Here is a 21,150-nt window from a genome sequence, read left to right as displayed (position 1 = left end):
AAGGCGCCCTTGAGACGGAGCGGGCCGCCTTTCCGATCACTCTGAGACACGGCGCCCATGCAAACCACCATCGAACAAAACAATGCGATCGCGGTCGCAGCCATCCAGGTTGAAGTAGCTCACCTGAAGGTTTCCGTCGCGGACCTTCGTGCGACAAATGCTCAGCTAAACGAAAAACTCGATCGGGTGCTTGCGCAGCTGGCAGAAGCACGCGGCGGCTGGCGGACCTTGATGCTCGTCGGTGGGGCTGCAGGCTCACTCGGCAGCGTGGCCAGCTGGTTGATCTCGCACTGGAGGGGATGATGAAGCTCGAGCAGCTCGTCGCCATTGGCCACGTCCGCCCCGGCACGGCGGCCCTCTTCATCGATCACCTGAACAATGCGATGGCGCGCTTCAGCATTAGCACGCCAAAACGCCAAGCTGCCTTCGTCAGCCAGCTGCTGCATGAATCACAGGGCCTGACCAGGATGATCGAGAACCTGAACTATCGGCCCGAGGCGCTGATGACGGTGTCCGGCTTCAAGGGCCGCTTTACCCGGGCCCAAGCCGACAAGCTCGGGTACATTCCTGGCGAGCAGAGAGCCGACCAGGAGATGATCGCCAACATCGCGTACGGCAGTCGGCTCGGCAATGGCCCGATCCATTCGGGTGACGGCTGGCGGTATCGCGGCCGCGGACCCATCCAGTTGACCGGCAAGGACAACTACCGGCGCTGTGGCCTCGCGATCGGCTATGACCTGGTGACGTCTCCGGATCTGCTCTCCCGCCCCGACGTCGGGTGCTTAGCCGCTGCATGGTTCTGGCACCAGGGGAATCGCACTGGCGAAAGCCTGAACCTGCTTGCTGATGCGGGCAAGATCATCGCAATCTCGCGTGTGGTGAACGGTGGCGATATCGGTCTGGCCGAGCGCTGCAGTATCACCGACCGCTTCATGGAGGCGATGGCAGCATGAGCGCGTTCCTTACCCGTTTAGCTCTCGCTGCTGCTACCGACCGGGATGATGGCCATTGGGTGCTGTGCAAGCCGCTCGAGTACCAATCTGACGTGGCCAAGCAGACGTTCATCGTGCCGGCAGGTTTCAAGACCGACTTGGCCTCGGTGCCGCGGCTTCCCGTGGTGTACGTGCTCACTGGCGACAGCGCGCGCGCTGCGGCCGTCGTGCATGATTACCTGTACAGCGAGCGCCTGGTGTCGCGCAAGGTTGCCGATGCGGTGCTGCGCGAGGCTTCGGAAGTTAGCGGCGTGCCAGCGTGGCGTAGCTGGATGATGTGGGCCGGGGTTCGCATTGGCGGCTCGTCGCACTACGCGCCGGCGCCTACCCAGGTAGAGCCTGGAAGCGAATGGTGATCTGATGGACTTCCACCTGGCCACCTCAAACGGCGATCTGCATCTGTTCAGCACCAAGGACGGCCGGAGCGTAGAGTTCCCGGCTGTTATACTGGATGCCCATCCAGTGAAAGCCGGACATGAGATTCAAGGAACCGTTGCCGAAAGCAACCCTGCAGGAGATCCAGGACCGCAATCCTGACTCGCCCGATGTGCGCGCGCTGCTGTGGGAGGTAGCGCGTCTACGGTCGCTCGTGCTGTATGCCGACCAGCTGCAGCGCATGCTGACGACGCTGCCTGGCCCGCAAGGCGCGATTCTCGACACGCTGCGCGAGAAGCTCAACAACGAACCGTGCGTAAGGGAATTTCCCCGGCTACCACCAAACGCCTGATCATCCGTATTTTCTTGGAAGTTCGGCGACATCCTCCAAGGTCGCTTTGGTTCGTCGTGTGCGTGCCGAAAAATTACCCGATAATAATTCCAGCACCCATTTCTTTGCAGGCAATTCAAACAGTTTAAACATTGCGACGCTGAGAAGAATGCTGCTAAGGACATAAGCAGCAGCGCTCACGACGTCGAAACTGCCACCCGTGGTCCCTAATATCTTCTGACCATACACAATAACAAGCCGATGGATCATATAGAGCGAGAAGCTTGCCTCTCCAAGGAGGACTAAAGTCTTGCCTGAAATCACACGAGAGATCAGCCCGTTTTGCCACGCGAATGAAAGAATCAGGACCCCCATCGGTGCCAAGTAATACAGGTCGAAGCGGCTACCTTGGGAGACGAAAGGCGATAGCGCTGCGGCGATAGCCAGAGCGCTCAGCGACAGGACCTGGGCCAGCGTGGCAGTACGATTGCTTATTGGGCCGACTGAAGAAAAAAGCCGGTGAAGTAGTATGCCGGCAATAAAATCGGCAAGACGAAGGGGAGGGAAGATGTACAGCAAAAATTTATTCTGAGAGTCTGCATTGATCGAAATCCCTGCCTTCAGACACAGCAGAGCAGCTGTTGCCCATAGTAGGGTGCGCGATCGGATGGTGATTAGCAGAGGGAAAGCGAGGTAGAAAAAGAACTCTACCGATAGGCTCCAGGCGGGAGTATTGAACGAGAAGTACCAGGTAGATCGTGGCACCCAAGCCTGCAGAAGCGCCAAGTTGAGCACGAGCGATCCAGCTAACGTCGCGCTGGATTCTTGCCTCCATATTAGTGCCAAGGGCAACGCTATCAAAGCGGTTAACAGATGGATGGGGAAAATTCGGGCAATTCTTGCATGCACAAATTGTTGAGCTCCACCTCTGCCCTCGCGCATCTTGGTCGAGTATGAATGCGACAGAATGAAGCCTGAAAGCACGAAGAAGAAGGTGACGCCGACGTACCCCTCACGAAAGACATTCTTGGCAAGCCAAGAGATAGGGCCGATCCTGTTCTCGTCGAGGAACTCCAGATGGCTTAGCACGACCATCATTGCCGCAATAAATCTAAGGGAGGTGAGCGAAGTGAGCGACATAGTTGGCCTCAGGACAAAGTAGCCTTGAATGTAAGCTAATTCCTACAACAGTTCAATATTTGGAGTTCCTTTTGTCAACTATTTCAACGGTTCGTTGTAGATATTCCCTGAAAATTCTCCAAGCCCAGCAGCGCGACGAAGCAAGTGAGCATGGAAAAGAAAAAAGCCCTCGAAGGTTAAGGGCTTTCGTGTTTTGGCGGAGAGAGGGGGATTCGAACCCCCGGTAGGCTATGAACCTATAGGGTTTCAATTATCCTGTCCTCTGTCCTAAAGTAGCGGTCGGTCTTTATTCATTGAATAAGCCAAAGCTTTTCGAACTGATTGAGTAATTAATCGTTGACGATATTCTGCTGGTAAGGTGGGATAAACTTTTGTTTCGGTTGGCGACCGGCGTCTTTTTCCATTAATTAAGTTGAATGCGCCGCAGATTCCGCAGTGGATCGGCATCTCTTCAAAAGAGACGCCGAGATCGACAGGTCCTAATAAAATGACCTCGCATGCGCCGCATATATATTCAGCGCCTTCACGCGCCGCAATGGTTCCAACAGGCCGGTTTTGAACGAAAAGCGGTTTGATCGTAACATACGGGGTGTGATAGGGAATTAGCTCAAGCTGGTAAGTCGGCATTGGCGTTTCTCCACTTTATAGTGACACGATACATGGCAGCCTTCAAAAGGTTGAGCTCAGGTATGTAGAGTAAGATACGGTCGCCCTTCTTTAATTCGAAAGCCTGCGCCGTACTATTTAACAGTTCCAACTTATTTGAGCCTAGATTATCCAGTAGATCTTGAGTGACTACCCCACCGTGATGTTGGAAATTGTTTCGTATCTCGACGTGCTTGCGGATTATCTTTAAATCGTCATCAACAGGCAGTTTTGTTATACACAGATCTTTTATAGATTTAATTCTGGCCTTATAGGGATCAAATGTAAAGTCGGTTACAACCGATCTGAGAATTTGGTCTTGGATCGGCTCACTCGAGGAAAAATCAACTGAAGCACTCCGCTTCTTAATTGCTTTGAATTGCCGCGAACCAGTTAGATGTTCTCGAACAAAAACAGAAAATAAATCATTTAATAAATCATTCCACGCAGCGATAGCCCTAACTTGGAAAAGCTCAGCTACCCCAGCACTAACTTCGCCTGAGTGGGGAATGAAATCGTTGAGAGGTATCGGCTCGCTGGTAGCTTTTTTGGATAGGGTAAGCCGAATGGCGATCTCTCCAGGGTTCTCTACCAATTTGCCCAAGTCAGCAAAAACAAATCCTAGTGTCATTTGCCGGAAATAAGTTGTAAGTTTCCTCTGAAAACTGTCAATTTGGTCATGCATGGGCAGCGCTCTCCTCGGCGTAGGATCTGGCGTAGGTTTCAGACTTCGAAGGAATTTTTCATAGGAGAAGATACCTAGCCATCAGCTGAGTGTGGGTTCACATTGGCAGCATGTCAATCGCGCGTTTCGCTCCCTCGATGGCTCCAGGCAACTTTGTTCCGACCTCGATCATTCCGTTAACGCAACCTCCGATCGCATTCACAAATCCCTTTAATCGAGACTGCTGGGGGGGCGTTTTCGCGAGCTCTGCTTCAGCCTCTTGAACCAAGAACATTGGCGTACCGTCAACTTTAGCTGCGATGAGCTCGGCTTTCAACTGGGCTAACGCAGCAGCGACATCGATGTGCCTGCTTCCTACTGTAAGCGTCGTCACATTCGCTGACGCATGGTTGCCTGTTTGCAAGCTGGCAACGCTTGAGCCGTGGATATTGATGATGTGCGGTGGTTGATACTGCGCCGGTTGCGGCACCCTTGAGAGAACGGCGCAAAATAAGTCGATCTCGGTTTCAAGATTAGCGACGGCACGTACTCGCGCCACCTCGGATGCGGTGGGCTGAAAGATACCATTTGCTGCTTGCGAGGTTCGCTCGGTTAGGCTGCGCACCACGCCCTCTAAATACGGCTTGGTGAAATTCTTCAATTGTTCTGAAAGAGACGGTGTAAATTCTACTCTTCCAGTAGTGATGCAACGATGCACGATTTCCCAAATTCCCGCTCCGCAGCGTGTGATGAGCCCAGCGCAAGCTGCGTCCAGTGCTATGGGGTAACGGCTTGAGCGAACGAAGCTAATGCTGTCCGAGGACCGCCGCACCTTATCGACTTCACGATAGAATTCGTCGTTAGTCTGTACATCGAGAAAAGTATCAATCTGTCGGCCGGCAATCGCAAGTAGGTCTTCCATATATGAGCGTAGCTTCCAATGTAAATTAGAAAAAAACCATTGGGCTCATTTGTACAAGTACTGAGCCATCATCAGCATCGTATCCTAAGTCAGTTCAACAGCTTCGCCATCTCCTCGGCACTTTCGTTGTAATAGACCATCAGCTTCTTCAGGTCACTGTGCCCGATCGCTCGGGCCAAGTCGAGCACCTGGAACTTCTTTGCCAGCGTGGTCGTGGCGTTGTGGCGGGTATCGTGGAATGTCGCATCATCGATCATGGCGCGCGCCTTCGCTTTCCGGAACAGCGTGTCGACCGACGCCGAAGAGACTCCAAATATCGGCTCGCCGGCGCCGACTTCCGGCAGCAGCTTGAGGAGCTTTACTGCCCGTGTCGACAGCGGCACGTTGCGCTTGCCCGCGGTCGTTTTTGACTTGCGTACCTTGGCGACTCGGCCGACGATATCCTCCGGCACCAGGTTGCAGATCTCGCCGGCGCGCATGGCTGTCTCGAGCGCGAACAGGAAGGCGGCCGCCACGCGCTGGCTGACGGTTTCGACCTCCTCCTCGCCGTCCAGGTCGAAGCCCATGGCGAAACACAGCCTCTTGATCTCGTCTTCCGTGTACAGGCGCTCGCGGTGCTCTGACTCCTTCGGCCGGCGTACGTTTGCCGTTGGCCGTTCAGCGATCCATTTCCACTCTTTGGTGGCGCATGTAAAAACGTGCGAAATCAAGTTCAACTCGCGGTTGATGGTCGACCCGACCACGCCCTTGTGTGGCCCCTTCGTGCCGTCGACGTTCAGCCGGTAGTCACGCCATTGTCCGAGGACGTCTGAAGTCACATCAACCAGCCTCATGTTCTCCAGCTGGACGCCGTTGATCTTGAACCGTCCGATCGCGTTCAGGCGCAGCACCTCCCACCGATGGCCGTCCTTGTGCACCGACACTTCCTTCTCGTAGCGCCGGAAAGCCTCGCCCAAGGTGCGACCCACCTGGATGCCCGTAGCCTTGCCAGACCTGATTTCCGCCTCACGGAGGGATGCCCAGGCGCTCGCCTCGGCCTTGGTCGAAAACACCTTCGACTCGCGCACGCCCAAGGTTGCTACCTGCGCGCGCCAACCCGAGCCGCTTTTTTTAATGGATGCCATGCAGTCCTCCAATAGCGCACTTACGCATGCGTGCGTAATTATTGCGTAAAACGTGCGTAACCGCTGCTGAGAAATAGCGGTATTTTGCGTTATTAAGTGGAATCGTACAAGCCGCCGCTGTTGTCGTAAGTCCTTGAAAAGACTCAGAAAGCGGGGTAAAGAAGGGGAATGCTAAATTGTGCGTTGGTGCCCCGAGCCGGAATCGAACCGGCACGCCCTTGCGAGCACGGGATTTTAAGTCCGGCGAAAAATGCTTAGTTAACAAAGGCTTATGCCATAAATCGTTCCGCATACGCTTGAGAGCAACCGTTGCCGATGCCCCGCAAAGGCCCGCGATCAAACGGATTTGCGGAACGGTTTTACTTGGTCGGCGTGACTAGTTTTCCCCGCCGGTGGCGAACGTAATGCGCCGTCATCGACGGGGTCGAGTGACCCAACTGCGCTTGCGCTGCCTCCATGCCGCCGCTTTCTTCCTTGTCGGTGCCGGCCTTCGCGCGCAGGTCTCGGAACTGGAACGCTGTGATTTCTTTGGCCAGGGTAGGGTGCGATTCTTTCGCTGCCGCGCGGGCCCGGTCGAACGCGCTTCGAAGTCCCGCCTTTCCCATGCGCTCGCCGCCCATCGTATTCACCAGGCCGAGACCCATCACCTTCCGCTGCTTGATCCGCTCGATCACTGCTGCAAGCTCGCCCTCGATTGCGATCCGCAGACGCTTGCCCGTCTTGTTCTGCACCACCGTCAGCGCGCCGTCCTTAATGTCCGCCTGCGACAGCTTGAGCACGTCTGCAGGTCGCTGGCCAGTCAGGTACGCCAGGTCCATGGCGTCTTTCAGCGGCAGTTCAGCCGCGTCCCAGACCGCCTTAAACACGGCATCATCGATATAGGCGTCGCGGCCTTTCTCAGATTTCCCCTTTACACCGGCGCACGGATTCGCTTTCGACGTCAGGCCGGTCGACCTGGCGAAGTTCCAGATGTGCGAGAAGAGCGCTTTTTCCCGGTTCGCGCGCACGCTGCCGGCGTCCTTCGGTACTGGCAGAGCCGGTAGGCCTCGCTTCGCACGTTCAACGTTCTCTTCGACCTTGGCCGCCACGGTGCTCGTTACCCGCCAGTCGATGTACTGCCGGACGTCCACCGGATCGATCTCATCAAGTGCGACCGGCGGGTCGTCGAAGAATTTGTACAGGCTGGCCAGCTCGCGCAAGTTCCCCTCCTGGGTCGACGCGGCCTTCCCGGGAAGAACCTCTCGCTGGTACCGCTCCGCCACGTGGCGGAAAGTGATGATGGCGCCAGGCTTTGTTCCGCTCACCGTCAGCTCTGCCCACTTCTGGACCGCCAACACGTAGTCCTGCCCCAACGGGATCTCCTTGCGCTTAGGCTTGGCGCCGGTGTCAAGGTAGTAATAGACCTTGTCGCCGCGGTGCCTGGCGCGCATGCCGGCCGGGAGGTTCTTATTTCGTGTTGGGGTACGGCCCATTTCAGTTTGCTTTCAGTGCGTTCGATGTCCACTTCTTTTTCGCCGGCGCCGCTGCAGGCGTGCGCGCCTCTATCGCCGAGCGTGCCACGACCGGGTGGCCTGTCGCGTTGACGAAAAAGGGCAAGCCCGTCTTGCGCAGCGCGTCGATCTGCTTCGACTTGATTTTACGGCCGGTCAGCTCGGCAATCTCTGTCGAGTCTAAAAATGTCGCGCTCAATTTCTGTCCTCCCCCTTGCTGGTGCTTGTAGCGATCAGCCTCTCCGGCTTGCCTTCTCCGCAGACTGGGCACCAGTAGGTGCCAAGGCCAGGGCTGTCCGGATCTTCTGCGAAGTTGTCGGGCCACTGCTCGCGCGGCAGCAGTCGGCTTTCCCCGATCTTCGCGCCTGGAATCTTGTAGAAGCATTCATGCGGCGCGACACCGTAAGATGGCATGCACGGCTGGCCGTCAGGGTCGGTGCAGTGTTCGCAGCTCATTTCGATTCCTTTGCGCCTACTGGCGAACGTTCGGCCAATTCGATCAACTCAGCCAGGCGCGCGAGCGATTGGGCTGCAAGCGCCTCGAACTCAGCACTATTTGCTACTGGCATTGGCACGAAGCCAAGTCCGGTCTTCTTGTACGTGTCCGCGATTTCGAGCGCCTTGCGGAGTTGGGCAGGGGATGCGCGTTCGATCATTTCGGCTCCTGTGTGTCTGCTGGCGAACTGTTAGAAGGGGTCATGCGACTGTTGAAATCGTGCGTGGCCCGGTAGTAGAGCGCGCCGCTGGTGACGTCGCGGTACACGGCCATGTTCCCGTAGAGCTTCATTGAACCCGCTCCGCGCGCTTCGCCGATCAACTCGTAATCGCCTCCCTTGCCGATGCAGGTATAGCGCGGGCCTCGGCCGATCTGCTGCTCATCTGGCGCAGCACTGGCCGGCGCGCTCTCGGCGGTGGCTCGGGCGAGCCAACCTTGCCATGCAACATGGAGAAACGGGCTGTTGTAGGACTTATCAGGCATATTCCGGTCGCGCGGGTACTCTTCCGGCATTACAGCTTCAAACTTCCGGCGCTCGGCCTCTACGTCCAGCTCGCGGGCAACGGGCGCAGGCTCGCGGGCGGCGAGTGGCCGGTTGGGACTTTTCTTTACTTGCAGCTGGCCGCCATTGGCGAAATGAAGCGTGATGTCGCAGTCTTGCACATCGGCGAGCGCCATCAGGTGATCGGTCAAGGCCACGAGGCCCATTTTTTTAGCAGGCTGCCCGGCACTGTCCGTTGCTGGCTCCCCCCCGGTGGAAGGGGATGGCTGACTGCTCTGACCTGCCTCGTAAGTCGTGCGCAACAGGTCGTGCAACTTTTCGGTGTCGGTACGTGCGCCAAGGATCAGAGACTTGCGCAAGTCGGTCTCGATGGAAGTCCACCATGCGAAGAACTTGTCGGCGGGCGCTGTATCGGTGCGTGGGGTGTTGGTGGTCATGGGTCAGCCCTCCTGATCGAAGCGATAGACGCTATAGTTGATGATGGTTTTATCACCGCGCCGCGCGATGCTTCCTTGCGATCCAAGATAGGTATTAACAGTCCATCCTTCTTCCTTCCCGTTCTCGCCGAGCCACGCAACAATCTCATCCTTATTGAATATGTCGAGGGGGCATTCGATTGAACGACGCTCAGTGATCTTCCTCTTGCCTACCACATCGAGCGCGCGGACTTCCGCAGGAGCGTCGATAAATGCCTGCCCAGTAACCGCCATTGCGAAAGCCTCGGGTGTCATGCGAACGTCCAGAAACTTAGCGCGGCTAGCTTGATCAACGAACGTCAGCGAAATTTCGTCGCTGCTGTTCCTGCTGATGGATACAGATACGTTGATCTTCACTTGCCACCTCCCTGTGCGCCTTGCTTGTCGCCGTCGATGCGCGGAATCGGCATCCAGTGCGTCGGCTTGTTCTCGACCGAGAATCCCGAGGTCCACCAAGTATTCGAATATGCAACCTGCGGGAATCGACTAGGTGTCAGCAGTAGGATGAGTTCGCGGCCAGTCTTCGGCGCAGTCTCAATTGGCTGCCAGCCCGCCTGTGTAGCGCCTTCCGCTGCACCGACTGAACTGTTTTTGCGGTCGCCACGCCACACCTCAAGCAGACGCGCATAGGCAGGCTTGAGGCGGGTAAGTGCGCTATTGGCGTGCTGCATGGCATGACGAATCGTCGCTTTGTTGCGATCATCGTAGAGGTCGCAATTCTTACCCGGTGTTTCGCCTGATGCGATCCATTCCAGTTGCTGAACAGCATGTTGGAAAGCGCAAATATCTTCTTCGGACAGGCTGCGCAGGGTGTCAGCGCTTTCTGCCGGTGCTGCTCGCACTACGGCGGCAGGAGTAGCGCACTGCGAGCAAGGCATCTTGTGGGTGTGCTCGGTGTTGTAGATATGTCCGCCCTCGCAGTCCTCGTTGGTGCAGGTCGCCACTTGAGGCCCATCGCCATAGATCGCCTCAGCAGCGCGGATATCTTTGCAGCAGTCGCATGGATCGGCGCTTCCCTCGGCAGGCTGGGCGGAGAGAACGGCGCGCGCGGCTGTGATCTTGTCCTCGGCCTTGGCGGCGTTCCATGCCTTCGGGTCCATCTGGCCGTCGCTCAGGTTGCCGAAAATGTCGAGCACATCGGTAACGTCTTTCAGCGCCTTGCGCATCTGCTCGGGCATCGCCACATCGGGCAGGGACAGGGCACGGCGGGATGCGGCGATAGCGTCGCGCTGGATTTTGCGCACTTCGTCTACGGTATAGACTTCGGTTTCGCCGTGCATATCGCGTGACCACGATGGCGTTGGCAGTGGTGGCAGGTCGGCGCTGCCAGGCTGTTGATTATTGTGGTTCATGGTCGCCTCAGTATTGGATGTTGGTCGGGTCTTTGTCGAACAGCGGCGGCTTAACGGCTGCCGCGCGAATGGCTGCATCAAGGCTCCCTCCCTCTGTGGTATGGGTGGCAGGAGCGATGGCCCAGCAGATCATCGTTGCGTAGTTCGACGGCGTGCGCACGACCTTGCCGGCCTTCTCAAGCGCCTTCAGGCGGCGCAGCACCCACGCCGTTTGCAGCTTCGGATACTTTGCGCGCAACCAGTTCTTCACCACGTAGGTGGGCATGATCGAGCCGTGCCGTACGAGCAGTAGGTCGGTGATTTCTCCATCGGTAGGCTTACGCATTTACTCCGCTCCTTCTGCGCCAGCAGCTTTATTGCGAAGGGCTGCTATGGCGTCGGCTATCGTGTGGCCGTCAGGCGTGCCCAAGTCATGGCAGCGCGCGATGTTCTCGGCCTCAGTCAGCGCCTCTATTACTGCGTCGGCAGATGATCCGGAGTTCGCGCGGCCGACGAGTTCGGTGATCTGGCCTTGCAAGTCGGCCAAGTCGCCGGTCAGGCCCAGGTCTTCGGCCCACTCGCGGTTTGCCAGCATCGACGCCATTGACTTCACGGTTGCTGCATCGGCAGATGCCATAGGGGAAGCAGGGCCTTTACCACTCCAGCGTGCGTCAGGACCGGGCTTCTTAAAGCTGCCGCTCCAGCCGTGCTGCTTGCCGCATTCGCACAGAGGCTGGCGGCTCGACAGAGTTGCCGGATCGAGCGAATAGCGACCGCAGTAGGCGCAGCACGCAATCGCGCCTTCGTCGTGGCGCATCGTGGCCGGGATACTGTTCAGCGGCAAGGCCGGTGCTGCTGGCTTGGTGGCGAGAAGGGAGAGCACATCGGCCAGCTCGACGTATGGCCCGTCGGGCATCGCGCCGAAGAAGTTGCCATCAGCGGTCATGTGCATGCCGAACCGCTTCAGGCCGTTGTGCTTGCTCAGGTCGGCGGTCGGCTTGGTAGCGGCATCCGACAAACGATCCATCAAGAGTGAAATTTCGGAGCCGAGCATATCCAGGTCGCCGTCCGCCGTCAGGATGCCATCCCACTTGTCGTTGTTCAGCGCGGTCGCCATCTGGCGGATCGCAATGCGCAGCTCGCTCTTCGGCTTGGTAGCGGCAGATACAGGTAACAGGGCAATAATTCGGTCTGCCAGAGGGTCGATGTCAGTCGCGCTGCACCAGTCGATTCCGACCTGGCCGCCGGGGTTCATGTGCTCGGCGGCATAGTCTGCGATGGCCTGGCCGATCTGATCGCGCAACGCCAGCAGCTCATCGCCCGATGCGGTAGCAGGAGAGGCGGCACGAAACCCGCACCAATTACAGAACTCACAGCCGGCATCATGCGTGCATTCCTTGATGCCTGACGCAACAGGGGCCGCCGCATGGTCGCGGTCGATCTTCTCGGCAGCTTCGTTCCACGGCTCGCCGTTGTCGTCCCAGCGTGGGCCGATATCCGCAGGAGCAGCAGCGCGCTCGATGCGCTTGACGCACAGCGCACCATCAGCCTGGCGCGCAACCAGTTCGAACAGCTGTCCCTGCGGCATGTGGCGCCCGAAGTCGCGCATCAGTTCGCCGGCGTACTTGATGCCGTGGATCGTCAGCGTGTCGCTCCTCTCGTCGTAGCTGATCCAGTCAGGAGCAGACGCCGCTAACGCTTTGTCGATGTCCGCGCACAGGCTGACTGCGGGCACAGCGTCTTTCCACGTTTCCAGAACAGCGCGCGCTTCAATCAGCAACTTGCGCAGGTCTGCCGTGGCATCGCCCGAGGTAGCAGCACCGCTCATTGCATCCCGCAGTTTTGCTTCCAGATCGACGCGGCGATTGCCAGCGCGGTCGTACACCATGAAGTCGTCGGTTTTCAGTTCGGCATCGGTGCTCGCAGGTGGCGCTGCTTCAGCCGCGCCGCGCGCGCCTTCGTCCCACTTGAGGCTGCCAGGCTCTGGCCGGTCACCGCGCTTCTGGCGGCGTTGCTGGTTATCGTTCATCCTCTGTTCTCCCGTCTATCGAATTGCGCCGGCTTGGCGAGTTGGTCGTGTAGGCGCTGCAGTTTTGCCTCTTGGAGCGCGAACAGGCCAAAGACGTACCTGGCGAACTGTTCGTCAGATCCCTCGAAGTCCGCTCTCATTTCTTCGTACGTCATGCGCGCTTCCTTGAGTTGCCGGCTATTTGGCTTTGCCGGTGGTCGGCGCTGCGGGCGCCGGTGCCGAGTTCGTGATGTCGGCCAGGTCCTGGCGGTAGACCCGGCCACGCGGGACGACCGCGGCGTTGGCGATCTCCTGGCGGTCCTGGGCTGAGTTGCCCATTTGCCGCTCGAGGCGCGTCAAGCCCATGCCGCTCCAGGATCCGCGACTGCGGCGCGCCGTCATGCTCGGGCCTCGCCGCCCAGGGCTTCGACCAGGTCGGCCAGCATCTTGGCCAGCTCGCCGGTCATCAGGACGAAGTCGTTGTCGAAGCGCTCCAGGTCGTTGGCCGCCGCGTGCGCGCCTTCCTTCAGGACGTCGAGCGCCTTTATGCCTTTGATCGCCAGGCTCTCGGTCAGCACGAAGGAGATCCGGCCCTCCCAGGTCATGGCCAGGCGCGTGCACTGCTTGCCGTTGGCGATGTGGCGGCCGACGTCAGCAGGGTCGAGCGAATGCTTCACGTAGCGCACCGCCGCGCGGCTCTCGCCGGTGGCGCGCAGTTCGGTGTCCTGGTCGATCGTGAATGCGACCGGCGCCTCGTCGGCTTCCAGCCAGCCGGTCATCACGGCGACCGGCGATTTCTGGACGCGCAGCGATTCGAGCGGCATGCGGTCGACCGCCTTAAGTAGAAGCTTTACGACGTCGTCCGCCCTGGACGGGCTGGCGGCGTCAACGGCGCGCCATCCGTTGACCGGGTCGATCCAGACCCAGGTGTTGCTGCGGACAGGGAACGCGCGCGGCAGCAGCTCGTCGGCGACGCGCTCCTTCAGTTCCTTCATCGCCTTCTTCCCGGGCGGGAAGCCTTGCTGCTCCTCCATCTCGGCGGCCCGGGCCTTCGCGACCTGGTTGATTACAGTCGACGGCAGCAGCTTCTTTTCGGTGGCCAGCTGCAGCAGGAACTGGCCGGCCACGGCGTGCACGAGGCCGCCGCCATCGGCTTCGCGTGGCGCCGACCAGCCCTGGCGCACCAGCTCGTTACTCGACGCTGGCGCGAAGGCCTGCGCGGCGATTGCCTGCTCGAGTACGTTGGGACCAACAGGCCACGGGGCGGGGAGGCGATACAGCTGGAGATTCTTGAACATGCGGGTTCCTTCAAGTTATTGGGCGAACGCCTGGGTGTAGAGGATCACGAGCACCAGGGCGACCGCCGATGCGCAGGAGATCGCGTAGGAGCGCATGCGCGCGCGGACTTCGGGCTGGCTCATGGGAGCACCATCAGGGTCACGCCCATGGCGCCGGCGTCGTACGCAGCAGCTTCCAGCGCGGCCGGATCTCCGATGGCGGTGTAGGTTTTGGGCTGGTCGTTCTCGTCGCGGATCGTGATTTGAAAGCTCATCGTGTTCTCCCTCGTTATGGTCGGGGCCGGTGTGACCCTCTCAGTGCGGAAGCCCGGTCGTGCCGGGCGGTGGGTGTTGCTGAGTGGCGCCGCTGCTTATCGGGCGCCGACGTTCACCATTCCCTTGAAATCGGCTGGCACGACGATCGTTTGCACCTTGCCCTCACGGATTCCCTCGGCAATCATCAGGTTGGCTTGGGCTGCCATGTAGTTGACTGCGCCGGCGTTCGCATTGAGCGTGGCGATCCGCTTCGCCTCCTGCTCGGCTTTCTGGACTTCGACGGCTGCCTGCTTCAGCTCGTTCTGCGCCTTGACCAAGTTGTTGGCCGACACGGTGATGGATTGCGGCGGCACTGCGTTGCGCACCAGGATCTGGCTGACCTGAATCGCGCCGCTGAGCTTTTCACTGTCGAGCTCGGCCTTGATGCCGGAAAGGATTTCCGACTCGATCTGGCTACGATCGATGTTGATCTTCAGCGCTTCGTATTTCGGGACCGTCTTGTAGACCGCATTGCGGGCCACCGTGGTCAAGTAGTTCTGCATCAGCAGCGGCTCGCCGTCTTCGTTCATGCCGTGAAACGAGCGCGCCTTGTTGATGTACAGGTCGCTGGCCGCCGCCGGCGTGATGTTGTAGACCACGGTCAGGTCGAAGTCGTCCATCGTGACGTTCTCGATGGTCTGTGGGCGCAGGTCCTTCACTTCCGCATTGATCTCGCGAATCGGAAACTTCAGGATGCTGCCGATCAGGGTCTGATTGAACGAGCCTGCAGCGCGCTCGCTCTCTTCGACGGTCCTGTCGAAGTTCACACGGAGACCGACTTCGCCTTGGGCGATGCGAGTGCAGCCACTGAGGGCCATGAGGCCCAGTGCGACGATTACAATAATTTTTTTCATGATTTCCTGGTCTTGGGTTGTGCACTGGCGCCGTGCCGGCGGCCCGGGTGGGCGATAATCGTTATCGCCGGTAGCTGCGGCGGCGCTCGGCCTGGTTGTCCCGCTGCTCGGCGCGCAACTGGATCGAGATGCCCACGATTGCGGCCAGGATTGCTCCGGCTTTGTCGGGGTGGTCGGCATACTTTTCGGTGACGTCCAGGCGCCGGCCGCGAATGCCTACCGACACCGTGCCGTCTTCGTCGTCCTGGCGAATGCTCAGGTTGAATTCCTCAATCAGATCGCCGGCGGCATTCCAGTCGCGGCGCCACCGCGGCAGCGGCGTACCTACCTTCAGGCGGTCGCGGCTTTGCGCGAGCAATGCGGTGGTGCGCGTCGGCATCGGCGGGACGGTCACCTTCGAGTAGCCGCCGGCCTTGGCCAGTTCGATCTCGTCGGCGATCGCTTGCTCCAGGTATTCCTCGGTCCAGGTAGCCATCACTGAACTCCCAGCAGTTGCGCTGCGCAGAAAGCGATGGTGATGACGGCAGCTACCGCCATGAGGTCGACGGCACGGTCGGTGCAGGTGCGCTTCATGCGACACCTGCGGCGGCCAGGGCTTCGATCAGCTTGCGCAGGGCGACCGATTCTGGATCGGTCGAGGTCGGGCGCCACTTCTGTGCCTCGAACACTGCACGAGCGGCCTGGGCGGCTTCCACCAGCAGGGCATGCGAGTTGCACGCGACCGGCACTAATTCCTGCAGCTGGTCGGCCACCTCAATGCCGCAGGCGCCTGAGTAGACCTGGATGACCAGACCGCCGGCCGCATCCACGATTTGCCGGTGCGAGGTGTAGCGCAGCGGCAGTTTGATGTCTTTCGTTTCCATCTCGATCCTTTCGTGCGTCGCCGCTCAGCGGCTTCTGTTCGTTTTCTCGCGCTCTGCCTCGACCAGGTTCCAGCCCAACTGGCGCCGGATCTCGTCCGGCGTCGGTGGCGGCGATCTGTCGGCCTGCCGCTGCTGCATCCAGTTGCGCACCTGTTCGTTGGTCGGTTTGCTGGTCTGCGGCATGGCTGGCTCCACTGGTGAGTTCGCTTCGTATGAGATGCAGTATCACATACGTGTTTGAGAAAATCAACACGAACGTGATTAATCGGGTAAAATTCTTTCATCAGCCGAGTTCGGTTGATTGCAAGCCTGGAGCAGGGAGGGGAACTCCGACGCGAACGGCCCAGAGAACGACCGAGCTGACGGCATTCAGCCGCTTCACTCGTCGGGAACCGCCGGCAGGGGTGAGGGGATAGGCGTACTGTGGGGATGGTCTGAGATACGCACGCGGGCAGCGAAGTTAGCACCTGCGGACCGGAAAGGCTGACGAGTCGTAGATACGGCGTACCGATATCCACGTAAAGGCCCAGCTGTCATAGGAAAGCTGAGTCTTCGTCCCAGCCCCCGATTACCTCAAAAGCAAAACCGGGGTTGAAGTTAAAGGTTGAACAGATACTGCAGTAAGCAGTACCTCTTACAAGCTTTATTAGTACCTATACAAGGTGCAAGATAAAAAAGGCCCGAAAATGGCGCAAAAAATGACCCTGACGGCCTACCTGGTGCAGCGAGGGAAGAAGGCGAAGGCGTTGACGAAAATCGAGGCTGACGTCTTCGGCATCCCATACCCGCTGCTGGCTGGTTGGCCACGGCGCCATGGGTCTATGGAAATCACGGAAGAGATGGTCGAGCGGGTCGCGACGCAGGTCGCCTTGGCAAGCCAGTCTGCGGATAAAGCGGTCCGTCGCAGCGTGAAGCGCGTTACCGCAGCCCCGGCGTCGTCGACGATGGCCAATTCACCCAAGTCTGCATGCCCCACGGCCGGCGCCGCTGAGAGGCTGTCGCCTATCCCGGGGTTCGTGCTGCGCCAGGCGCGCCGCTACCGCTCACGCAGGTCGGCGCCCTGGGCGTAAAAAAGCCCACGCGAAGTGGGCTTAATTGCACCGGTACTTACATGCATTGCTTCACTTATGGCGTGACTGTCGTTCAGGTTTATCCTATGGCGCACGGTCAAGCACCTTATGAGTACCTATGCGTCGCAGGTTTGCCTTCGGACCAGTAATCTCAAGTGAAATTTTATATGCATGATTAGAGGTTACGTCAATCGTAAAGACTTTTGGATTTTTATACCCACTCAAAGCATGCAATCGGAGTGACTTGGGGATCGGGTCCTGCATGAGGCCGCGAATTGCGACCTTTGCGGCCTCCTGGATTTCTCTGGGCAAGCTCTTGAAATCGCTCTCGAATTTCTCGTTCCGTGTCAGTACAGTAATTCTGGGAACGCAACTCGCCAATTAAACACCCATTGCAGCGAAGAGGTCATCCGCGTCCGTAAATTCGCCAGGCATCATCTTGTCTTGATCAGCCTCTTGCTCACGAATAATCCACGACAAGGTGTTTAGTTTATCGTGCAGAGATGCCACCTCAGTTAGGAGCAGCGCATACCCGTCAACGATTCCATCCTCCTCGGTTAGCTCAGGGGCGTTGACAGCGCAGAGGTGCTTTACGCTCCAGCGATCATACGCATCTCCAACAGCGTCACGTGCGTTCTCAAATAGGGCGACAACATCGACGTCCGAGCTGGATGGTGGAAGCTCAGCCTGACTCGCAAGTTCAATAAAGTGGTCAGCCGCCAGATTCACTTGGCGCAGCTGGAGGCATCGAACATCGAGTGCATCCAAAGTGGTTTCGATGTGGCGAAGTACCGTCAGATCTCGCACTGACTCTACGAGGTCTCGATCTGCCTCGGTTTTGACTTGGTTTCCAAAAGCCTTCAGCTTACGGTAGTTGTTTATGCTATTCATGCTTTTCTCCAGATGTGGAGTAATACGTGTCTTACAGCGGTTTCTGTAGACTTGCCTATATATTAGGCAGATGCGAAGAATCAAGCGACGAATGTGGCGCTGTGGATAACTTCGAAAATTGACAGGTCCCCGGGACTGCCTCTCTAGGTTGAGAGCTATTGGAACACAACGCAAGTGTATAGCAAAATGACGGAATCGTCAGTCCCGGTACGTCTCCTGGCGTCCCTTGGAGTCTCTAGACGTCTCATTGTCTCGGGATAGTCCCCCTGTGTAGAAAGCGCAACAGGCGCGGAGGAGCACGTATCGCGCGCCTCCGGCGTAATAACGGTAATGCTATCGTGGGAGGAGGAAAGTAGCTTGCGCTACCTCAGCTGCCGTTTGCAATCAATTGCAAAGGTGGGGTGGGGTGTCGAGGTAGGGCTCGACACCCTGCGAGAAGGGGCATCAGTCGTGCCGTACTTCATCAAAGCCAAGTTCCTACGCCACCATGATGCGAGCACGTCCCGCGCCGGCTCTGGCTAAAGCTCCAGGTGCCATCTCGGCACTTCGCGCTGGCGCCGGCCGGAGCGACGTCGCCCTTCGTTTTCGACGGCGAGTGAACGCTCCCCCCGTCTTTCGTCATGTAGTAGCGATGCGACAGCAGCTGCGCATCCTCCGGCTCAGCGCGCGGGTGCGTGGCTGGCTTTTGCTGGCCTGGCTCGACCAGCTGGTGACACAGGGCGGGCGCCAGATCCTGCGCCCGTTGCGCGTGAGCGATCGGCGCGGATAGTACGAGCGCGAGGAGGGTGGCGAATAGCTGTCTCATGCATTCTCCAGGCGGCATCCAGGCGTGCTGCTGCGCCTTAAGGCTTACGTCCGTACTTTTTCTCGTACTTCGATTCGAGCATCTCGCATGTGCTCGCCACGAAACGCGATGTCGCCGGCTCGAATGATTTGGTCTTGTGGTCTTCCCAGCACATGTCGATGATCTGCTCATCGTGTATGCGCGCCTGGGCTTCGGGCGAGGATCCGGCGGCTGCGAGGATGCCGATCGCGACAACCACCGCCAGCAGTGCCCAAGGCCACCATTTCTTCTTGGCCGGCCTGGCGCCGCACTGTGGGCACACTGCCGCCTTGTTGCTGATGCTGTAACCACAGTCAGTGCAAGGTGCTAAAGCCATTTCTCATCCTGTTTCGGCATCCTGGCGTGCCGGTGCGCCTAAAACGAAGCTTGCTTAGCCCTTGAACAGCTTGATCATGAAAAACACAAAGCCAAAAAATACGATCAGCGAAATCCAGGTTGCCACATTGCTAGCATCCTGGGCCGCTTGAACATTTATCCGGGTTGCTTGTGCGTTCATCGCGTTGGCCTGGTCGGTAGCCGTGTCGGCATAGGCATTTAGCTCTTCGATATATAGTCGCGAAAACAAAAGCCTGTCTTCCTCGCCCCAGTTGGCGGTCATTGCATCGACAGCATCCTGCTGGTCAAGTGCCAGCTGATGGACATTGTCACCGCGCGCGCTTGCGGCTTGCAGTTGCTCGGTGTATTCACCAACAAATGCGCGTACGGCCTGGCGGTCTATGTGTTCAGGCCGAAACAGCGGTACCTTTTCCAGCAGCATTGAGCTCATTCGATTCTCCCGATCGGCATGACGGCGTGCCTTAGCGCCTAAAACGGCAAATCATCCTCTTCCTCCTCTGGCGGCCGGCTGAGGTCAACCTCAAAGCGCTGCAGTTGGACGGTCGGTAACAGTCGGAGAAATTCTTCTGTCTGGAACGGCGCATAAGCGCGCGGGTACGCGCCTTCAGACACCAGCATGATCGGCAGCGGCGGCAAGTAGGGCGGCAGCCGGCCGATCAGTTCGTCCCCCGCGCCTGGCCGCACCCACGAATCGTGCGGAAAGGCGATGATCAGGCGGACTTGCTTAAGCTGGGTCAGCGCAACCTCAACCCTCAAAAACGACCCTTCATGACCCGACCAGGCTGATACACAACGCGCCCGATAATTTCGCATTCGCCGCTGCGCACGTTCACGGGCGGATGGTCGGGGTGCATCGAGCGGAGATACCACTGGCCACCTTCATGAACAAGTTGCTTCACGCAGGCCTCCGCCTTCCAGTTCACTGCATACAGCTCGCGGCTGATCGGCTGCCTGTCGCCGGTATCGATCACCACCGTGTCATCCTCGAAGAGGAGTGGCTCCATGCTGCAGCCGCGGACGCGAACAGCCAATAGCTCGTGAGGAGTTAGCTTCTGGCTTTCGATAACCGTCCGCGGGACGTGCAGCACGCCGCCATCTTCGACCTCTGGGACCGTTTCAAAGCCAGTGAAGCCTGCGCGAAGTTTGATTTCGACGCGACGCACGGGGATCGTGTCCGGCTCATCACCTACGCGGACGCGCACCATACTTGGAAAGGGCGGGGTAGCCGCTTCGCTGACCTCGACAGCCCCCGGCTTCGCCTGGGCGCCGCCATTGGCCAGCCAGACCGGGTCAACTTCCAGCGCCGTAGCAATGTCGACGATCCTTCGTGCGCTCAACCGCAGTCCCGATTCCAAATTCCCGATCGTACTTTGTGTAACTCCGCTCAGCTTCGCTAAGGCGGCTTGTGTAAGGCCCTTTTGCTCACGGGCCCAAATCAGACGTTCCGCCAATGTTCTCATATCACGAATGTAATATAAATATCTATCACGTTGGTGTTGACTGTTCAAACACGAACGTGATATTGTCTGTTCATGGACACCCAAAAAATCACCTCCGAGCTGATCGCTTCGGGCCTAACCCAGCAGGCGCTGGCTGACCTGGTTCCCTGTGCGCAGTCAACGATAGCGGCCTACCTGGCCGGAACCCGCGGCGCTCGCCCGTCGAAATTTATGGGTGACCGCCTGGAGCAGCTTCATGCCGAGCGGTGTGGGCCGAATGCTCCGCTGCGCCGCTCCACTGATGTCGAGCCCGACCCTGGCCGCGCCGGCCGCACCCCGCCAAACGCAGAAAGGATGCTGACCCTGAGCGCCCAGCCGCCGCCCGAATAAGCCGAGCACCACCACCGAACCTGTTTCACCCATTCCTGTAACCCGCATCACTAGGAGAAGAAGCATGAACAACCCGAACGCCAAGAACATTTCCGTCAAAGGCTACCTGTCGCCGGACGTCTACCTTGCCATGAAGGCAGTTTTCGACCCGGTCGGCCTGTCAATGAGTACGGCGATCGGCCTTGGCCTCCAGCAGCTTTCGACGTCGCTTCGTCAACTCGACCCCGCACATCGTACGCGGCGCCCGGCCGGTGGGCATATGCCCAAAACGGACCTGAAACGGGCTTTGGTCGCGCCGGCATCGCGCATGCGCCGCGGTGGCGCACCGAAGCCTCCGATGCGGGTTTAAGGGGTTTCGGATCATGGGTGCAGCGA

At 58.7% G+C, this 21,150-nt stretch carries 34 protein-coding genes; 7 read left to right on the top strand and 27 right to left on the bottom strand.

Annotation, left to right across the window (positions count from 1 at the left end):
• The first annotated feature begins 57 nt into the window (after window positions 1-57).
• From IFT60_RS10025 to IFT60_RS10010, 4 genes are all read left to right on the top strand, one after another.
• Window positions 58-303: a hypothetical protein gene (locus IFT60_RS10025; RefSeq protein WP_192051828.1), complete on the top strand. Its 246-nt coding sequence runs from the start codon at window positions 58-60 to the stop codon at window positions 301-303.
• Entirely contained in the window at window positions 300-953 is a 654-nt protein-coding gene (locus IFT60_RS10020; protein ID WP_192088008.1) for a glycoside hydrolase family 19 protein, read from the top strand. The genes IFT60_RS10025 and IFT60_RS10020 overlap by 4 nt, the downstream gene beginning before the upstream one ends.
• Entirely contained in the window at window positions 950-1,348 is a 399-nt protein-coding gene (locus IFT60_RS10015; RefSeq protein WP_192051826.1) for a DUF1353 domain-containing protein, read from the top strand. Before IFT60_RS10020 ends, IFT60_RS10015 begins: the two co-directional genes overlap by 4 nt.
• A gap of 119 nt (window positions 1,349-1,467) precedes the next feature.
• Window positions 1,468-1,719 carry a hypothetical protein gene (locus IFT60_RS10010; RefSeq protein WP_192051825.1) on the top strand — a complete coding sequence of 84 codons (252 nt, stop codon included), beginning with the start codon at window positions 1,468-1,470 and terminating at the stop codon, window positions 1,717-1,719.
• On the opposite strand, the gene IFT60_RS10005 is transcribed toward IFT60_RS10010, so the two are convergent.
• From IFT60_RS10005 to IFT60_RS09915, 21 genes are all read right to left on the bottom strand, one after another.
• Window positions 1,720-2,838, bottom strand: a complete 1,119-nt coding sequence (locus tag IFT60_RS10005) for an acyltransferase family protein (protein WP_192051824.1) — start codon at window positions 2,836-2,838, stop codon at window positions 1,720-1,722.
• Window positions 2,839-3,105: 267 nt separating this feature from the next.
• Window positions 3,106-3,465, bottom strand: a complete 360-nt coding sequence (locus tag IFT60_RS10000) for a hypothetical protein (protein ID WP_192051823.1) — start codon at window positions 3,463-3,465, stop codon at window positions 3,106-3,108.
• Window positions 3,446-4,168 (bottom strand): hypothetical protein, encoded by a 723-nt coding sequence (locus tag IFT60_RS09995; protein WP_192051822.1) that lies wholly within the window; start codon window positions 4,166-4,168, stop codon window positions 3,446-3,448. The genes IFT60_RS10000 and IFT60_RS09995 overlap by 20 nt, the downstream gene beginning before the upstream one ends.
• 97 nt (window positions 4,169-4,265) lie before the next feature.
• Entirely contained in the window at window positions 4,266-5,069 is an 804-nt protein-coding gene (locus IFT60_RS09990) for a hypothetical protein (RefSeq protein WP_192051821.1), read from the bottom strand.
• An 89-nt stretch (window positions 5,070-5,158) separates the two neighbouring features.
• A complete protein-coding gene (locus IFT60_RS09985) occupies window positions 5,159-6,193 on the bottom strand; it encodes a tyrosine-type recombinase/integrase (protein WP_192051820.1) in 1,035 nt (344 codons plus the stop codon).
• Between the two features lie 359 nt (window positions 6,194-6,552).
• Window positions 6,553-7,665, bottom strand: a complete 1,113-nt coding sequence (locus IFT60_RS09980) for a tyrosine-type recombinase/integrase (RefSeq protein WP_192051819.1) — start codon at window positions 7,663-7,665, stop codon at window positions 6,553-6,555.
• A 1-nt stretch (window position 7,666) separates the two neighbouring features.
• Window positions 7,667-7,882, bottom strand: coding sequence for a DUF4224 domain-containing protein (locus IFT60_RS26500; protein WP_229510777.1), 216 nt, complete (start codon window positions 7,880-7,882; stop codon window positions 7,667-7,669).
• Window positions 7,879-8,139 carry a hypothetical protein gene (locus IFT60_RS26495; protein ID WP_229510776.1) on the bottom strand — a complete coding sequence of 87 codons (261 nt, stop codon included), beginning with the start codon at window positions 8,137-8,139 and terminating at the stop codon, window positions 7,879-7,881. Before IFT60_RS26495 ends, IFT60_RS26500 begins: the two co-directional genes overlap by 4 nt.
• The gene (locus tag IFT60_RS09970; protein WP_197986273.1) at window positions 8,136-8,339 is read right to left on the bottom strand and encodes a DUF1382 family protein; all 204 of its coding nucleotides are present in this window, start codon (window positions 8,337-8,339) and stop codon (window positions 8,136-8,138) included. The genes IFT60_RS26495 and IFT60_RS09970 overlap by 4 nt, the downstream gene beginning before the upstream one ends.
• The gene (locus IFT60_RS09965) at window positions 8,336-9,118 is read right to left on the bottom strand and encodes a hypothetical protein (RefSeq protein WP_192051817.1); all 783 of its coding nucleotides are present in this window, start codon (window positions 9,116-9,118) and stop codon (window positions 8,336-8,338) included. The genes IFT60_RS09970 and IFT60_RS09965 overlap by 4 nt, the downstream gene beginning before the upstream one ends.
• A gap of 3 nt (window positions 9,119-9,121) precedes the next feature.
• Entirely contained in the window at window positions 9,122-9,514 is a 393-nt protein-coding gene (locus IFT60_RS09960) for a hypothetical protein (protein ID WP_192051816.1), read from the bottom strand.
• Window positions 9,511-10,509, bottom strand: a complete 999-nt coding sequence (locus IFT60_RS09955; protein ID WP_192051815.1) for a hypothetical protein — start codon at window positions 10,507-10,509, stop codon at window positions 9,511-9,513. The genes IFT60_RS09960 and IFT60_RS09955 overlap by 4 nt, the downstream gene beginning before the upstream one ends.
• Before the next feature lie 7 nt (window positions 10,510-10,516).
• The gene (locus IFT60_RS09950) at window positions 10,517-10,834 is read right to left on the bottom strand and encodes a hypothetical protein (RefSeq protein WP_192051814.1); all 318 of its coding nucleotides are present in this window, start codon (window positions 10,832-10,834) and stop codon (window positions 10,517-10,519) included.
• Window positions 10,835-12,517: a hypothetical protein gene (locus IFT60_RS09945; RefSeq protein WP_192051813.1), complete on the bottom strand. Its 1,683-nt coding sequence runs from the start codon at window positions 12,515-12,517 to the stop codon at window positions 10,835-10,837.
• A 177-nt stretch (window positions 12,518-12,694) separates the two neighbouring features.
• A complete protein-coding gene (locus tag IFT60_RS09940; RefSeq protein WP_192051812.1) occupies window positions 12,695-12,862 on the bottom strand; it encodes a hypothetical protein in 168 nt (55 codons plus the stop codon).
• 32 nt (window positions 12,863-12,894) lie between these two features.
• Window positions 12,895-13,794, bottom strand: a complete 900-nt coding sequence (locus IFT60_RS09935; protein WP_192051811.1) for a recombination-associated protein RdgC — start codon at window positions 13,792-13,794, stop codon at window positions 12,895-12,897.
• 119 nt (window positions 13,795-13,913) lie between these two features.
• On the bottom strand, window positions 13,914-14,048 hold the full coding sequence (locus IFT60_RS26795; RefSeq protein ID WP_267874626.1) for a hypothetical protein: 135 nt from the start codon (window positions 14,046-14,048) through the stop codon (window positions 13,914-13,916).
• 96 nt (window positions 14,049-14,144) lie between these two features.
• Window positions 14,145-14,942 carry an SPFH domain-containing protein gene (locus IFT60_RS09930; RefSeq protein ID WP_192051810.1) on the bottom strand — a complete coding sequence of 266 codons (798 nt, stop codon included), beginning with the start codon at window positions 14,940-14,942 and terminating at the stop codon, window positions 14,145-14,147.
• Between the two features lie 61 nt (window positions 14,943-15,003).
• Complete coding sequence (locus IFT60_RS09925) at window positions 15,004-15,417, bottom strand: hypothetical protein (RefSeq protein WP_192051809.1); 414 nt, start codon at window positions 15,415-15,417, stop codon at window positions 15,004-15,006.
• Between the two features lie 94 nt (window positions 15,418-15,511).
• On the bottom strand, window positions 15,512-15,805 hold the full coding sequence (locus IFT60_RS09920) for a hypothetical protein (protein ID WP_192051808.1): 294 nt from the start codon (window positions 15,803-15,805) through the stop codon (window positions 15,512-15,514).
• A gap of 24 nt (window positions 15,806-15,829) precedes the next feature.
• Window positions 15,830-15,988, bottom strand: a complete 159-nt coding sequence (locus tag IFT60_RS09915) for a hypothetical protein (protein ID WP_192051807.1) — start codon at window positions 15,986-15,988, stop codon at window positions 15,830-15,832.
• Window positions 15,989-16,503: 515 nt separating this feature from the next.
• Here IFT60_RS09915 and IFT60_RS09910 point away from each other — a divergent pair.
• Entirely contained in the window at window positions 16,504-16,875 is a 372-nt protein-coding gene (locus tag IFT60_RS09910; RefSeq protein WP_192051806.1) for a hypothetical protein, read from the top strand.
• Window positions 16,876-17,256: 381 nt separating this feature from the next.
• Here IFT60_RS09910 and IFT60_RS09905 read toward each other — a convergent pair whose 3' ends face one another.
• The 6 genes from IFT60_RS09905 to IFT60_RS09880 form a co-directional block, all read right to left on the bottom strand.
• The gene (locus IFT60_RS09905) at window positions 17,257-17,766 is read right to left on the bottom strand and encodes a hypothetical protein (protein ID WP_192051805.1); all 510 of its coding nucleotides are present in this window, start codon (window positions 17,764-17,766) and stop codon (window positions 17,257-17,259) included.
• 463 nt (window positions 17,767-18,229) lie between these two features.
• The gene (locus IFT60_RS27170; RefSeq protein WP_229510786.1) at window positions 18,230-18,388 is read right to left on the bottom strand and encodes a DUF3761 domain-containing protein; all 159 of its coding nucleotides are present in this window, start codon (window positions 18,386-18,388) and stop codon (window positions 18,230-18,232) included.
• Window positions 18,389-18,608: 220 nt separating this feature from the next.
• Entirely contained in the window at window positions 18,609-18,926 is a 318-nt protein-coding gene (locus tag IFT60_RS09895; protein WP_192051803.1) for a hypothetical protein, read from the bottom strand.
• A 54-nt stretch (window positions 18,927-18,980) separates the two neighbouring features.
• Window positions 18,981-19,376 carry a hypothetical protein gene (locus IFT60_RS09890; protein ID WP_192051802.1) on the bottom strand — a complete coding sequence of 132 codons (396 nt, stop codon included), beginning with the start codon at window positions 19,374-19,376 and terminating at the stop codon, window positions 18,981-18,983.
• Window positions 19,377-19,414: 38 nt separating this feature from the next.
• Window positions 19,415-19,702: a hypothetical protein gene (locus IFT60_RS09885; RefSeq protein ID WP_192051801.1), complete on the bottom strand. Its 288-nt coding sequence runs from the start codon at window positions 19,700-19,702 to the stop codon at window positions 19,415-19,417.
• Window positions 19,699-20,406 carry an XRE family transcriptional regulator gene (locus IFT60_RS09880; protein WP_192051800.1) on the bottom strand — a complete coding sequence of 236 codons (708 nt, stop codon included), beginning with the start codon at window positions 20,404-20,406 and terminating at the stop codon, window positions 19,699-19,701. The genes IFT60_RS09885 and IFT60_RS09880 overlap by 4 nt, the downstream gene beginning before the upstream one ends.
• Window positions 20,407-20,478: 72 nt before the next feature.
• On the opposite strand from IFT60_RS09880, the gene IFT60_RS09875 reads away from it, so the two are divergent.
• Window positions 20,479-20,775: a hypothetical protein gene (locus IFT60_RS09875; RefSeq protein ID WP_192051799.1), complete on the top strand. Its 297-nt coding sequence runs from the start codon at window positions 20,479-20,481 to the stop codon at window positions 20,773-20,775.
• Window positions 20,776-20,839: 64 nt separating this feature from the next.
• Window positions 20,840-21,124 (top strand): hypothetical protein, encoded by a 285-nt coding sequence (locus IFT60_RS09870; protein ID WP_192051798.1) that lies wholly within the window; start codon window positions 20,840-20,842, stop codon window positions 21,122-21,124.
• Window positions 21,125-21,150: the final 26 nt, after the last annotated feature.

The organism is Massilia sp. CFBP 13721, from assembly GCF_014842025.1.
In the GTDB taxonomy this organism is placed as follows: Bacteria; Pseudomonadota; Gammaproteobacteria; order Burkholderiales; family Burkholderiaceae_D; genus Telluria.
This window is presented reverse-complemented; position numbering and strand designations above follow the sequence as displayed.